Here is a 13890-nt window from a genome sequence, read left to right on the forward strand (position 1 = left end):
AGGAATGCTGTGTCATCCGATACATCCGATAGCCGACCTCCTCACGCCAGCGACTCGGCGAGCAAGAGCGAGAGCGAGAACCCGGCTATCCCCTCACCCACCCCGAAGTCAGACGCGCCGCGCACCAACCAGGACTGGTGGCCCAACCAGGTCGACGTGTCGAGGCTGCACCCGCACTCACCGCAGGCAAACCCGCTGGGTGACGGATTCGACTACGCCGCCGAGTTCGCCAAGCTCGACGTCGATGCGCTCAAGGCCGACCTGGTCTCAGTCATGACCACCTCTCAGGACTGGTGGCCGGCCGACTACGGCCACTATGGCGGCTTCTTCATCCGCATGAGCTGGCACGCGGCCGGCACGTATCGCATCTATGACGGCCGCGGCGGCGCGGGCCAGGGTTTGCAGCGATTCGCTCCGCTCAACAGCTGGCCGGACAACGCCAGCCTGGACAAGGCCCGCCGGTTGCTGTGGCCGGTCAAGAAGAAGCACGGAAACAAGATCTCCTGGGCCGACCTGATCGTCCTCGCCGGCAACGTGGCTCTGGAAGACATGGGGTTCCAGACGTTCGGCTTCGCCTTCGGCCGCGAGGACGTGTGGGAGCCGGAAGAGGTCCTGTTCGGCGAGGAAGACGAATGGCTGGGTACCAACAAGCGCTATTCGGGAGAACGTGACCTCGCGCAACCCTACGGGGCCACCACCATGGGGCTGATTTACGTCAATCCCGAAGGCCCGGAAGGCAAGCCGGACCCGATTGCCGCGGCCCGCGACATCCGCGAGACGTTCGGCCGGATGGCCATGAACGACGAGGAGACTGCCGCGCTGATCGTTGGGGGCCACAGCTTCGGCAAGACGCACGGTGCCAGCGCGGACCCCGTCGGCCCCGAGCCCGAGGGTGCGCCGATCGAGCAGCAGGGGCTGGGCTGGAAGAGCACGTTCGGCACCGGCAGCGGCAAGGACGCCATCACCAGTGGTCTGGAGGTGGTGTGGACGCCGACTCCGACGAAGTGGGACAACACCTTCCTCGAGACCCTGTACGGCTACGAGTGGGAACTGGTCAAGAGCCCGGGCGGCGCGTGGCAGTTCACCGCGAAGGACGGAGCCGGCGCGGGCACCATTCCCGACCCGTTCGGCGGGCCGGGCCGCAACCCGACGATGCTGGTCACCGACGTGTCGCTGCGCGAGGACCCGATCTATCGACAGATCACGCAGCGCTGGCTGGAGCATCCCGAGGAGCTGTCCGAGGCGTTCGCCAAGGCCTGGTACAAGCTGCTGCACCGCGACATGGGACCGGTCAGCCGCTACCTCGGCCCGTGGATTCCCGAGCCGCAGTTGTGGCAGGACCCGGTGCCGGCCGTCGACCACGAGCTGGTCGACGAGAGCGACGTCGCTTCGCTCAAGGCCAAGGTGCTTGAGTCCGGCCTGTCGGTTCAGCAGTTGGTGAAGACGGCCTGGTCGGCGGCGGCCAGCTACCGCAACACTGACAAGCGAGGCGGCGCCAACGGGGCCCGGCTGCGTCTGGAACCGCAGAAGAGCTGGGAGGTCAACGAACCCTCCGAGCTGGACAAGGTGCTGCCGGTCCTCACCAAGATCCAGCAGGACTTCAATAGTTCGGCGTCCGGCGGCAAGAAGATCTCGCTGGCTGACGTGATCGTGCTGGCCGGATCCGCGGCAGTGGAGAAGGCGGCCAAGGACGCGGGCTATGAGATCTCGGTGCACTTCGCGCCCGGCCGTACCGACGCCACCCAGGAGAACACCGACGTGGAGTCGTTCGCCGTACTGGAACCGCGCGCTGACGGTTTCCGGAACTACGTCCGTCCCGGAGAGAAGGCTCCGGTCGAGCAACTGCTGTTGGAGCGGGCCTACCTGTTGGGTGTGACGGGTCCGGAGTTGACGGTGCTCATCGGTGGGTTGCGTGCCATCGGCGCCAACCACGGCGGCAGCAAGCACGGCGTGTTCACCGACAAGACCGGTGTGTTGACGAATGACTTCTTCGTCAACCTGCTCGATATGGGCACCGAGTGGAAGCCATCGAAGAACAGTGAGAACGTCTACGAGGGCCACGACCGGTCAACCGGCGAACTCAAGTGGACGGCGACCGCGAATGACCTTGTCTTCGGGTCGAATTCGGTGCTGCGTGCGCTGGCTGAGGTGTACGCCCAGGATGACAACCACGGGAAGTTCGTGGAGGACTTCGTCGCGGCCTGGGTCAAGGTGATGAACAACGACCGGTTCGATCTGAAGTAGTCCGCATCGGTCTGACGGCACCCCGCGAGCCAGGCGCACGCGGGGTGTTCGTCATTTCAGCGGACCCTCAGGCGGCCTTCAGGCCGGGAGGGTGACGACGATCGAGTCGCCACCAGGCTGCCACGCCGTGGTGAAGGTGGCGATCGAAACCTGCTCGTCCGCGCGATCGGCTCCGGGGTCGTTGAGGTGAACCACTTCCGCGTTGGTATCGATCCCGGTGACGACAAGGAAGTGATCGGCCGCGGTGCGCTGGTCGCTGGTGTTCCAGATGACCGCGGAATTGACCCACGCAATGATCTTGCGATCGTCGGTGAGGTACCGCTCCAGCGCAGGCAGTCCGGTTTGTTCGGGATGCGTTGTGGCGTCGGTCATCACGGACTTGATGCCGTAGTGCTCGAGAAGAACCACCTCGTCCGCCATCTCGATGCCACCGGTGCCGTTCGCGTGACTCGGGTCGTTCACCGGCGCATAGATCGGACCGGGGTTGGTTCCCGAGGGCGTATTGACTGCCAATGCGATGATCTGCTGCTCGGTCGGTGCGTGCCCGGTGATCTGCCCCACCACGTCGGCGACCGACACGAGCCCGCAGTTGTCTTCGAGAGACTGCTGTTGCCAGTACTTGGCGGCCGCGGCGGGGTCACCGTACACACCCGTCCGGCTCACGCTGCTCGACGTGGTAGGTCGCGTCACCGGTGTGCTGGTGGATATGGCGGTCGCCACCGGCGAGTGCGGCAATTCCTTGCTCGCCGGCGTGCTGCACGCCGAGATTGCGATAACGCCGATCGAGCCGATCAGCGCAATTAACGGGCGAGATCCCATTGCCCGTAGTCGGCGGCCAGAACATCGTCGATGTCGATCTGGGTTCCGGCCAGCAGCGGTCCGTTGACGACACCCTGATAGAGCACCGCGGCCGGTTCACGATCCCCGTTCGACCAGGACCTGGTCTGCCAGGCCCATCGGTGGCCCGGCGTCGTCGAGTTCCCGATTACGTTGTCGTTGATGGCCCACCCGCAAGCACGGGAATGCCCGTAGATCCCGGTGCGCCCCACGCCGAGCACCGAGTTGATGCCCCGGAACCACGGCAGCGCAAGGCTATTCCAGGTGCCCTGGTCGATGTTGTCGTCGACGCTGAAGAAGATCGGCGCCGAGGCCCCTCCCCCGGCAGCGTTGTGCAGGGCCAGTGCTGTCTGTGCATCGGCCACTCCGCCGTCATAGCCACGGGTGAAATCTGAAGGCGCCGACCCGCCCGGCTTGCCGTACTGAAAGTTACTGACGATATGCAGACCCGCCGCACGCAACGCATCGGCGTACTCACGGGTGATCGGCTTGGCTTCGAAGTTCATTCCCGGCCGCGACTCAGACACGTAGTTCACGACGCCCTCATAGCCGGCCGCTTTGATCTCGTCCGGAGGGATTCTCTGCAAGGCGAAGTCGATCAGCTGACCGCTGCCGGCGGAGGCTCTGGGCGCCCCGGCCGTCGCTGCGAGCGCACCGAGCAGAACCGGTGCGAGGGCGTAGCTGAACGCTGCGCGCCTGGACAGCTCGCGGGGACCGCCGGATGAAGCAGAATCGGGCACGGCGCGATGGTAGCAACCGCATGTTTGCGATCGTCGAGAATTCATTCCGATCCCAGCTGGCGGAGCCGCCGGTGACATCGACAAACTGGCCGGCGGGCCCGAATTGAGCGCCTATCGGTCGCCGATTTCGCCGCGCAGGCAGCCGAAAATCAGCCGCGGCCAGGTGCCCGTTCACGGCGTGCGGCGCGACGACGAATACCGGGACGGCCACGTACTCAGGCCGTCCACGTGCCGATCAATGAATTGACCCGTGCCGCCACTGGTTTCGGGACATGAGCACGTCACGGAGCAGGTCGGCGCGGTCGGTGATGATGCCGTCCACTCCCATGTCGAATAGTGCGGTCATCTCCGCTGGGTCGTCGACCGTCCAGGCGTGCACCTGACGGCCCATCTCGTGCGCCGTGCGCACCAGGGCCGGAGTGATGACGGGCACCAATCCGAGTCGCGACGGGAGCTGCAGGCAGTCGCTGTCGCGCATGAGCCGATAGGCATACCCCTGGTCGCGTCGTGTCCGGGCCGCCAAAATCGCCAGAAATGCACCGGTTCCCGCCGCGCTGGCGACCCTTCTCGACAGCAACCGCAAGGCTCGCCGGCGCCGGCGCTCGGAGAACGATGTCACCAGCACCCGGGCGTGTGCGTTCATTCGCTCGATGACGTCGACCGTAGGTTCCACGGCCGAACCAACCTTGATATCGATGTTGACCCGGATGTCGGGATGAGCGGTCAGCAGATCTTCCAGAGTGGGTATGGCCTCTCCGCCGCCCAGATCTGCAGAACGCACATCACGCCAGTCCAACTCGTCAACCGCACCCCGGACGCCGCAGGAGTCGTCGAGTCGCCGGTCATGCAGAACCACTGCGACGCCGTCGCGGGTCGCTCGTACGTCTGTCTCGATGTACCGAAACCCGAGCTGGACTGCCTCCTGGAAGGCGGCCATGCTGTTCATCGGATACTTGAACGACGTAAAACCCCTGTGCGCCATTGCGATTGGGCCCCCGTCGCGAAGAAACTCCACAACCGGGGGTTCGTCATCGTCCACCAGGTAAGTATCACCACCGAGGGGCGAAAGGCCAGCCGCCCTCTGGGCCGATTACACATAATCGCTAAGCAGCGCGCGACCGGACATCACTCGCTACCATCATGTGCTGTGCGCCGACTAGTTGCTCGACGATCGGTAGGACTCGTTCCGAAAGCGATGGTGACTGCTGCCGCGCTGCTATTCGCCGGCTTGGTGTTGCCGGCCGGTGCTCCCGGCGGGGCCGGATCGGCTGTCGCCGCGAACTGCCCGCAGGTGGAGGTCGTCTTCGCCCGCGGCCGCTTCGAATCGGCGGGGCCCGGCGCCCTCGGCAATGCGTTCATCAACTCGCTGAGCTCGAAGATCGGCGGCCGGAGCATGGGCACCTACGCCGTGAAGTACCCGGCCGACACCGAGGTCGACATCGGCGCCAACGACATGAGCCGCCACATCCAGTACATGGTCAACAACTGTCCCAACACCCGGCTCGTGCTGGGCGGCTACTCCCTGGGTGCGGCGGTCACCGACGTCGTGCTCGCGGTGCCCCTATCCGCGTTCGGTTTCGACAGCCCGCTTCCTGACGGAGCCGATCAGCACATTGCCGCGGTCGCACTGTTCGGCAACGGAAGCCAATGGGTCGGACCCATCACCAATTTCAGCCCGCTCTACAACGACCGGACCATCGAGCTCTGCCACGGTGCCGACCCGATCTGCAACCCCGCCGATCCGAACACCTGGAAGGACAACTGGCCGCAGCACCTGGCCAGCGCGTACATCCAGGCCGGGATGGCAAACCAGGCCGCGGATTTCGTCGCCGGCAAGGTGTAGCTCGCTACCTGCTCTTCTGTCGCCGCCTGACGGGACGCCCCCGCGGCTGCAGAAGTTGCGCTGCAGGCAGATAACCCCGCAGACCTGCCAACGCGGGCACCCGTGCCTGCGCAACGATGATCCGCCGCATCCTGCGCGCGACCACCAGCACCACCAGGCCGGCGGTGAGTCTGCCCAGATAGAGGCGAGACGTCCGCGTCCGCCAGGTCGGGGGTCTGGATCCCGAGCGCCGCCCGAAGTGATATCCGGTGCACAGGGCCGAGAAGAGGGCGAGCCCGATCAGCACCGTCATGGAGAGAAGCCTGCTGCCCCGCCGTCGCGGTTGGGTCACGCGGGAGCTACGCCTCGGCCAACAAATCACTGCCGCCGGCAGACGCTCGGCCTGCGGCGATGACGGATCTCAATAAAAATCAGGCTGAGAATTAAGTTTATTCAGCGACGCCGGGGATCTGCGATCACACAGCGGGGAGATATGTTCATCGTGAGTTTTAAGGGAGGGCGTGGGTATTCATATGATTAGCGGGCGTTTTAGTATTTAGCGACGCTCGGCGCTCGTGTTAGTTCGCTCGGTTCGGTGACCGGCGCCGGCGGTCAGCGGCACACGCAGCAATTCACCACCTTCTCATCGCTGCGGCGCGACGGGCGCCCGGATCTGTGCGTGCCAAGGGCCGGGAAGGGTCGCCCGAAGTCTCGTCTGTGACGCGAAAAGCTCAGTCTTGTAAATCATTTCGCAGCTTTACCAGAGTCTGGACGGTTGCGATTGCGGGGTCCCTGCCGAGTCGGAAGGGCCGTTTCGGGGTGCCGCACGGGCGAGCGCGGCGATTATGTCGTCTCTTACTGCACGGATGCTGCGCAGATTCTATGAAGATGATGTGACTAAAAATCAAGGTGAATGTTGGCTAAACATCAAGATCAGGGTCCATTCGGCGGGGTTAGCCACATTGAACCGGTGATGCAACGCTCAATACCGTACCGGGATAACGGCAACACGTTGATGTGTTGAGCTCGCGACCCACAGCCTGTTCGGAGGAATCGATGTCTTTTGTACGCACTTACCCGGAGCACCTGGCTGCTGCGGCGAGCAACCTGCAATCGCTCGGCGCCGCATTGAACGTGGGGAACGCGGCTGCCGCTGCCCCCACGACGGGTGTCTTGCCCGCGGCGGCCGACGATGTGTCGATTCTGACGGCTGCACAGTTCGCCACCCATGCCGCGCGGTTCCAGGAGCTGCAGGCGCGGGCCGCGCAAATCCAGGCGGCGCTGGCAGCGACGCTCGGGACCAGCGCAGGTTCCTACGCAGCGACCGAAGCGGCCAACGCGGCCTCGGTCTGAGCGCTCGCCAGAGACTAGGGGAAACAAAGTAATGGCTGACTACGGCCTGTTGCCGCCTGAGATCAACTCCGGACTCATATACGCCGGCCCGGGAGCGGGTTCGCTGCTTGCCGCAGCGTCGGCATGGAGTGGACTGGCCGCCGACCTGCAAGAGGCCGCGTCCGGCCACCGCTCGGTTATCACCGCGCTGACCAGCGGTCCGTGGCTGGGACCGGCAGCGGCGTCGTTGACAGCCAGCGTCAGTCCCTTCCTCGCCTGGCTGGACAACAGTGCCGAGCAGGCCGCGGAGGCAGCAAGTCAGGCAACCGCTGCGGTGACCGCCTACGAGACGGCCTTTGCCGCCAGCGTTCCTCCTCCGCTGATTGCGGCCAACCGGGCCCTGCTGCAAGAGCTCATCGCGTCCAACCTGCTCGGCCAGAACAGTTCGGCGATCTCCACACTCGAGGCGCAGTACGCCGAATTCTGGGCTCAGGACTCCGGGGCGATGTACAGCTACGCAGGCAGCGCCGCGGCGGCCACCAAGCTCGCGGAGTTGCCCGCACCGGCCGAGGTGGTTGATCCCTACGGACTGGCCGACCAGGCCATCGCGGTGTTCAAGGCCCAGTACAACTCCGGCTACACCAACGTGATGAACGTGGCGTCGCAGGTCAACCCGAGGGTCTCCGATGTGCTGAAGACGCTGTCCAGCCCGATCAACGGCACGGCGATCGACCAGTTCCTGGTGGCGAACACGCCGTTGGACGACGTCGTCTCGCTGTACAGCAAGTACCTCTCGCCGTACGTCAACTCACTTGCGGCGATGATCCAGTCCACGCAGTCGTTCGGCCAGGTCAGTAACGGTCTGACCGCCATGGCCAACTTCGCCAAGCCCGCGGCGGCAGCGGCCAAGGCGGCAGAAGGCGCAGCGTCGGCCGCCGGCGCGGCCGCAGCCGGCGCCGGCCAGTCCGCCGCGGGTGCCGCCGGCAGTCTCGGAGGCGTGGCAGCGGGCCTCGGTAAGGCGATTCCGATCGGCGGTCTGTCGGCCCCGGCGAACTGGGTGCCGTGGCACGCCACCACTAACCCGGGAATTGCCAGCGCGATCCCGGCCGCCGCCGAGAGCAACAGCTTCCCGATGGCCCCGCCGTTCGGGCAGTTCTTTAACGGCGGCTACGGCCGCAATCAGCCGACCTACGGGTTCAAGCCGTCGGTCATGGCAAAGCCGCCGGCTGCGGGCTGACGGCTACAGCATCCCAGCAATGGTTGATTACGGCATATTGCCGCCCGAGGTGAATTCGGGCCGCATATACACCGGTCCGGGGGCGGGCCCCATGCTGGCTGCCGCAGCGGCATGGAGTGGACTGGCCGCCGACCTGCAAGCCGCAGCGTCGGGCCATCGATTGGTCATAGCGGAACTGACCAGCGGGCCATGGCTTGGCCCCTCATCGGCGGCGATGCTCACGGCGGCGACTCCTTTCGTCGCGTTCCTGGACAGCAGCGCCGCGGAGGCCGAGCAGGCGGCAAGCCAGGCATTCGCGGCAGCCGCGGCCTACGAGGCGGCCTTTGCGGCGTCGATCCCACCACCGGTGATCGCGGCCAACCGCGCACTCCTGGCGGTGCTGGTCGCAACCAACTTTCTGGGGCAGAACACCCCGGCTATCGCCGCGACCGAAGCGTTGTACGCGGAGTTCTGGGCCCAGGACGCCGCGGCCATGTACAACTACGCCGGCAGCGCGGCGGCGGCGACCCAGTTCGGGGAGTTGCCGGAGCCGGCCGAGGTGGCCGACCCGTACCAGCTGGTCGACCAGGCCATCGCGGCCTTCGAAGGTCAGTACAACAACGTGTTCAGCAACATGATGAACGTTGGCTCGCAACTGAATCCGCGAGTGGCCGACGTGCTCAAGACCCTGTCCACGCCGATCAACAGCACCGCGATCGACCAATGGCTGATTGCGAACACGCCGCTGGACGACATCGTTCCGCTATACAGCAAGTACCTCTCCCCCTACGTCTCGACCATCACAGCGGTATTCCAGTCGGGTCAGGCTTTCGGGCAGGCAAGCAGCGGTTCCATCGCCATCACCAACTTCATGAACAACCTGGCCCCCGCTGCCAAAGCGGTCGAAGGCGCGGCGCAGGCCGCCGGCGCGGCCGGCGCCAACCTCGGGACGAAGGTCGGCAGCGTGACCGCGGGCCTGGGCAGGGCGGTCCCGCTCAGTGGCCTGTCGGTGCCGGCGAGCTGGACTCAATCGGTGGGCGCGGCAACGGGTCAGGGAGCGACGGCTATCGGCAACGCCACCGCGATCCCCGCCGCGGCCGAGGGTGCTGTCGCCGCCGGGAATACCCCGGTAGCCCCGCCGTTCGGGCAGTTCTTCAATGCCGGAAGCGGTCGCAAGACGCCCGCATACGGGCACCGGTTGACGTTCATGACCAGGCCACCGGCCGCTGGATAGGGGCTTGTGAATTTCGGGAATTTTCGAAGGTCTCGCCGTGGCTGCTAGGGTGCCTTGCTAATGCCCGAGATTGATCGTCGCCGCATGCTTGTGATGACGGGCCTGCTGACTGGTGCGGCCGCGCTTGGCGCGGCCCCCGCTCCGAAGGCCGGCGCAGCTCCCAGCGGTGCAACAGGCCCGTACATCTTCCACGACGAGTTCGACGGGCCGGCCGGTTCCGCGCCCGACCCGGCGAAATGGACGGTGTCCAAGGCCCGCGAGACCATCAAGGACCCGACCTACTGGGAACTCCCCGAACATGTCGGCCAATACCGCGACGACCGGCAGAACGTCTTTATCGACGGAAACTCGAACCTCGTCATCCGCGCCGCAAAAGACGGTCCCACGTATTACGGGGGCAAGGTCTTCAGTCCGTGGCAGGGCGGCATCGGCCACACCTGGGAAGCCCGCATCAAGTTCGACTGCCTGACGCCGGGCGCCTGGCCGGCGTTCTGGTTGTCCAGCGACGCGCAAGGCGAGATCGACATCGTCGAGTGGTACGGCAACGGCAGCTGGCCCTCGGCCACCACCGTCCACGCCAAGGCCAACGGGTCGGAGTGGAAAACCCACAACATCGCCCTGGACAGCGCATGGCATACCTGGCGGGTCCAGTGGGACGACGCCGGGATGCGCTTCTGGCAGGACTACTCCGAGGGTGCGCAACCGTATTTCACCGTCGCGGCCAACTCACTGCCGGACTGGCCGTTCAACAACCCGGGTTACCAGGTCTTTCCGATTCTGAACCTCGCGGTCGCCGGCTCCGGCGGCGGCGATCCCGGCCCGGGCAGCTATCCCGCGCAGATGCTCGTCGATTACGTGCGGGTCTGGTAGCACTACAGTTCGGGCATGAACGCCGCCCCAGGGCCGCTGATCACGCGTTACTCCCAGCGTTTCGGCGGGGTGCACGTGGGCCACTCGGTGTCCTCGCCGCTGGGCGCCTGGCTGTTGCTCGCGCTGGCTGCGCCGCTGGCCAAGGGCCCGGTCCGCAGGGACCTCGAGGACATTCTGGGTGTCGACGTCAAGCGCGCCCGACGGGCGCTGGATGAACTGCTCGACGATCCGCCGGAGGTTATTCGCAGTGCGCTGGCCGTGTGGGGCGTGCCCGCTTGGCCCACCGAGCTGCCCGCCGCGGTGGAGACGGGACCGGTGCCCACTCAGGCGCAAGCCGACGCATGGGCGCGCGATCACACCGACGGAATGATCGACCGCTTCCCCGTCGACGTTTCGGAGATGACCGCGGTGCTGGCCAGCGCGCTTGCCACCCGCATCGCCTGGGCGCGACCTTACGACGTCACCGATGCCGCGGAATTACGATCACCCTGGGGTGAGCAGGTCGCCGAGGCGCTCGCCGGCGCAGACGGATACCTCACCGACGTCGCTGGGGTGGGCACTGTTGCGGTGCACTCCGCCGTCGGCGGCGGTTGCCTGCAGGTGACGTCGGTGATTGCCGACCCAAAGGCCTCGGCGCAGGCAGTGCTTGCTGCCGCCCACGACATCGCGTGGAGACAGGCCACCGGGTCGAGCGTGCGCCGGGCGAAACTCGCCGATCTTCCACTCGGCGAAGGTCAGTTCTGGACCGTCACCGAGGAGCGCCGACCGGGGGGAGATCAGGTGCGGGTGGTGTTGCCGGCCTGGCAGGCCTCCTCGAACCACGATCTGACGGCCGATCCCGGCCTCGGGTTCGGCGCGCTGGGGCGAGCGCTGGCAGCGGCTTTGCCCGCGGTCCCGGAAATTCAAGCTCGCCAGTCCGCCGTCGCCCGTTACAACCGGTGGGGTTTCGAGGCGGCCGCGGTCACCGCCGTCGCACTGCGCAGCGCGATGCTGCCGACGGGCATGTCACGCACCGCAACGCTGCGCTTCGGCCATCCCTTTGCCGTAGTGGCCAGCGTCGGCAAGCGCCTCGGTCGTCCCCGTCGCGATCCGTGGGCCGGGGTACCGGTCTTCGCGGCGTGGGTCGCCGAACCGGCCGACGTCGACGCCAGTCCCCCTCGTTAGCCGGCCGCTATTCGGGTTTCTGTCGCCACTCGCTGATCTTGCGGCCCAGGGAATCGGCCGCGCTCGTCGCAGCCCGGCCGACTCCGTCGACGAGGCCACCCAGTCCGTCGCGAATACCTTTGATCAGCGGGTCGTCGGACTGATCGAAGCCATCCTTGTAGTGCCGGGCGGCTTCACCGACGTCATCCGCGAACGAGAAGCCGTCGTCGTCGGCTCGTCGCGGGTAGTCCCCCGACATCACCTTGGCGTAGCCACCGGTATCCACCCACTGCGTCAGCGCGGCGGCCCGCAACACTGAAAACGGATGCGTCTGCAGCTCCAGATTGAGCAGCTTGAGCACCCCGTCTCGCATGTCCCCCGTCTTTTCGTACTCCCGGGCCTGGGCGAGGAACGCTTGCGAGTCCAGCTTGTCCAGGCGGTTTCCGCCCGCGAGCTTCATCTCCACCCGTATCGCCGTGTCCAGATCCTGGCAGCACAACAGGCCGGCACGGTCACCGGACAACTCGGACTTGCGCTGCCACTCCAGCAGGGCCGCCACGATGGCGCGCAGCGCCCAGCCGCCGATGGGCATGAAACCGAACGACCCGGCCAGCCGCATGAGATGCATCATCATCGTGCGGTAGATCGCGTGCCCCGACAGCGCGTGGCCGAGCTCGTGCCCCACCACGAAGCGCATCTCGTCATGTGTCATCAGGTCGTACAGTCCGGAGGTGATGACGATGAACGGACGGTCCATCCCGATCGTGTAGGCGTTGGCGATCGGTGACTGCGTCACGAAGAGTTCCGGCTTTTCAGGCGCGTCCAAGACGTTCACACACTCCTCGAGCAGTGCATCGAGGTCGGCGAACTGGCGCGGGCCCACGCGCGCGCCGCTGGCCAGGTACAGCAGCCGGTGCTGGCGTTCGCGCAGCATCCCGGACAGCAGCTTCAGAATCTGGTCGAACCCCTTGAGCCGGCGCAGCGCCGACAGCGCGGTGCGGTCGGCGGGATGCTCCCATGCCCGTGAGCTGATCTCCGGAAAAACGGCCCGCGTTGAGGCAGGTGTTTGAGACATGCTGGTCCCCTCGCTGTCCGTATCAGGATAAGGGGACCGCGCTTAGATAATTCGGCAGCAAAACATCCGCACGCGGTGAGAGTGCGTGCGGATGGCTTGCGTTCGATTCAGTAGCGGAGTAGGCCGATCGCTGTGCAGAAACGCTAAGCGGGGGCGTCGGCGGTGGAGTACCGGCCAAAGTCGCTGTGTTCGGCGGAGACTGCGCCGCCCATCGCCGCGGCACGCTGCCTGGCGATATAGGCGGGGTGGCGACGCATCGCCTCTTGGAGCTGACGTTCTCGCCTGTGAGCTGCCGTCCAAATCGGATGGGATTGGAGATAAATAACGTTCGCCTCTGATTCACTCGCCACGATTGTCAACTCCTCTCCGACTTACTGCGCGAAAGCTGCAACCACGGGGTTCGCAACTCTGTTCCTGAGGATGCCCAGCAAAGCTGTGACCTAACCGTGTCCTTAGATGAGAATTTGCCGTGAATTAGAAACCGTGCGATGACCTGCGTCACATATCCCCGGCGTCAGCTCACCGAGCCAGCAGCGCGACCGCGCTCCACGGTCGGCTGCCGGGCCGTCGCGGATCTGGTTGCGGTAGCCAGGCGAAGACCCGCATGAACATCGGCAAGCGGTGGAAACGATGCGCGGCGGTGAATAGCGATTCGGAGTCGACGACGCGCCACCCCAATTGCTCGAAATAGGCCAAGCCGTTCTCCGGCGCGAATTTGAACGGGGCATTCTGCAGCAGTCCGGACATCTTCTGGTTCATCATCTGCTTGAGGCCGGGACCCGCGAAATCCAGCATCCACCAGCCCACCTCCGGTCTGGCGAGTGCGGCTGACAGAGCCCGGACATCGCCCTCGTCGAGATACATCAACAGGCCTTCGGTCAGCACCAGGGCTTTTTCGGCTCCATCGAGGGCTTCGTTGAAGAAGGCGTCGCGAGCAGCAGGGTCGGCGAGGTCGACCGCAGTCCGCGTCAAGCGGCATCGCGGTTCCTGATCGGCCAGTAGTTGCGTCTTCTCGTCGAGAAGTTGCGGCAGGTCTGCCTCCACCCAGGTGAGATGCGCCGGTAACGGCAGTCGATAAGGACGGGTGTCCAATCCGGCGGCCAGGTTCAGCACCCGGTCACAACCGTCGTTTATGGCCTGCAAGATCGCGTCGTCGATGATCTTCGTGCGCGCGACCAGCCACGAGTCGTTGCGAGTCGAGCGTGGAACGTGGGACACGATCGCGCGGCCCTGCTCGCCGGCAAGGCGTTCGGCTAGCGGGTCTTTGAACAGCGAGTCCGGGCGCGCTGACTCGGTGGCCCGATGCAATGCCGTCCACCGGGCGGTATCGGAGACATGGGTGATGACGTGTTCGGTACCTGCCATACCTGGGTTATA

13 protein-coding genes are annotated in these 13890 nt (G+C 65.6%); 7 read left to right on the forward strand and 6 right to left on the reverse strand.

The annotated features are described in order from the left end of the window. Positions 1–9 precede the first annotated feature (9 nt). Positions 10–2244, forward strand: a complete 2235-nt coding sequence (katG, locus tag QXH22_RS20145; protein ID WP_306240272.1) for a catalase/peroxidase HPI — start codon at positions 10–12, stop codon at positions 2242–2244. A 78-nt stretch (positions 2245–2322) separates the two neighbouring features. On the opposite strand, the gene QXH22_RS20150 is transcribed toward katG, so the two are convergent. From QXH22_RS20150 to QXH22_RS20160, 3 genes are all read right to left on the reverse strand, one after another. After that, on the reverse strand, positions 2323–3063 hold the full coding sequence (locus QXH22_RS20150) for a C39 family peptidase (protein ID WP_306276757.1): 741 nt from the start codon (positions 3061–3063) through the stop codon (positions 2323–2325). Continuing rightward, entirely contained in the window at positions 3045–3821 is a 777-nt protein-coding gene (locus tag QXH22_RS20155) for a DUF1906 domain-containing protein (protein ID WP_306276758.1), read from the reverse strand. The genes QXH22_RS20150 and QXH22_RS20155 overlap by 19 nt, the downstream gene beginning before the upstream one ends. Positions 3822–4056: 235 nt before the next feature. Further along, on the reverse strand, positions 4057–4836 hold the full coding sequence (locus QXH22_RS20160) for a glycerophosphodiester phosphodiesterase family protein (protein ID WP_306244173.1): 780 nt from the start codon (positions 4834–4836) through the stop codon (positions 4057–4059). A 180-nt stretch (positions 4837–5016) separates the two neighbouring features. Here QXH22_RS20160 and QXH22_RS20165 point away from each other — a divergent pair, with 180 nt between their 5' ends. Beyond that, positions 5017–5664 (forward strand): cutinase family protein, encoded by a 648-nt coding sequence (locus QXH22_RS20165; RefSeq protein WP_306276759.1) that lies wholly within the window; start codon positions 5017–5019, stop codon positions 5662–5664. Between the two features lie 4 nt (positions 5665–5668). On the opposite strand, the gene QXH22_RS20170 is transcribed toward QXH22_RS20165, so the two are convergent. After that, positions 5669–5995 carry a hypothetical protein gene (locus QXH22_RS20170; protein WP_306276760.1) on the reverse strand — a complete coding sequence of 109 codons (327 nt, stop codon included), beginning with the start codon at positions 5993–5995 and terminating at the stop codon, positions 5669–5671. Positions 5996–6699: 704 nt separating this feature from the next. On the opposite strand from QXH22_RS20170, the gene QXH22_RS20175 reads away from it, so the two are divergent. Genes QXH22_RS20175 through QXH22_RS20195 form a run of 5 tightly spaced genes read left to right on the forward strand, consistent with a single transcriptional unit; the run spans position 6700 to position 11459 of the window. After that, positions 6700–6996: a PE family protein gene (locus QXH22_RS20175; protein ID WP_306240278.1), complete on the forward strand. Its 297-nt coding sequence runs from the start codon at positions 6700–6702 to the stop codon at positions 6994–6996. 31 nt (positions 6997–7027) lie between these two features. Continuing rightward, positions 7028–8212, forward strand: a complete 1185-nt coding sequence (locus tag QXH22_RS20180; protein ID WP_306240279.1) for a PPE family protein — start codon at positions 7028–7030, stop codon at positions 8210–8212. Positions 8213–8231: 19 nt separating this feature from the next. Further along, the gene (locus tag QXH22_RS20185; RefSeq protein WP_306240280.1) at positions 8232–9425 is read left to right on the forward strand and encodes a PPE family protein; all 1194 of its coding nucleotides are present in this window, start codon (positions 8232–8234) and stop codon (positions 9423–9425) included. Between the two features lie 60 nt (positions 9426–9485). Further along, on the forward strand, positions 9486–10295 hold the full coding sequence (locus QXH22_RS20190) for a glycoside hydrolase family 16 protein (protein ID WP_306240281.1): 810 nt from the start codon (positions 9486–9488) through the stop codon (positions 10293–10295). A 15-nt stretch (positions 10296–10310) separates the two neighbouring features. Further along, entirely contained in the window at positions 10311–11459 is a 1149-nt protein-coding gene (locus tag QXH22_RS20195) for a hypothetical protein (protein WP_306276761.1), read from the forward strand. A gap of 7 nt (positions 11460–11466) precedes the next feature. On the opposite strand, the gene QXH22_RS20200 is transcribed toward QXH22_RS20195, so the two are convergent. After that, entirely contained in the window at positions 11467–12513 is a 1047-nt protein-coding gene (locus tag QXH22_RS20200; protein ID WP_306240283.1) for a M48 family metallopeptidase, read from the reverse strand. Positions 12514–13032: 519 nt separating this feature from the next. Further along, on the reverse strand, positions 13033–13878 hold the full coding sequence (locus QXH22_RS20205) for an SAM-dependent methyltransferase (protein WP_306276762.1): 846 nt from the start codon (positions 13876–13878) through the stop codon (positions 13033–13035). Positions 13879–13890: the final 12 nt, after the last annotated feature.

The organism is Mycobacterium sp. TY814 (assembly GCF_030755175.1).
GTDB lineage: Bacteria > Actinomycetota > Actinomycetes > Mycobacteriales > Mycobacteriaceae > Mycobacterium.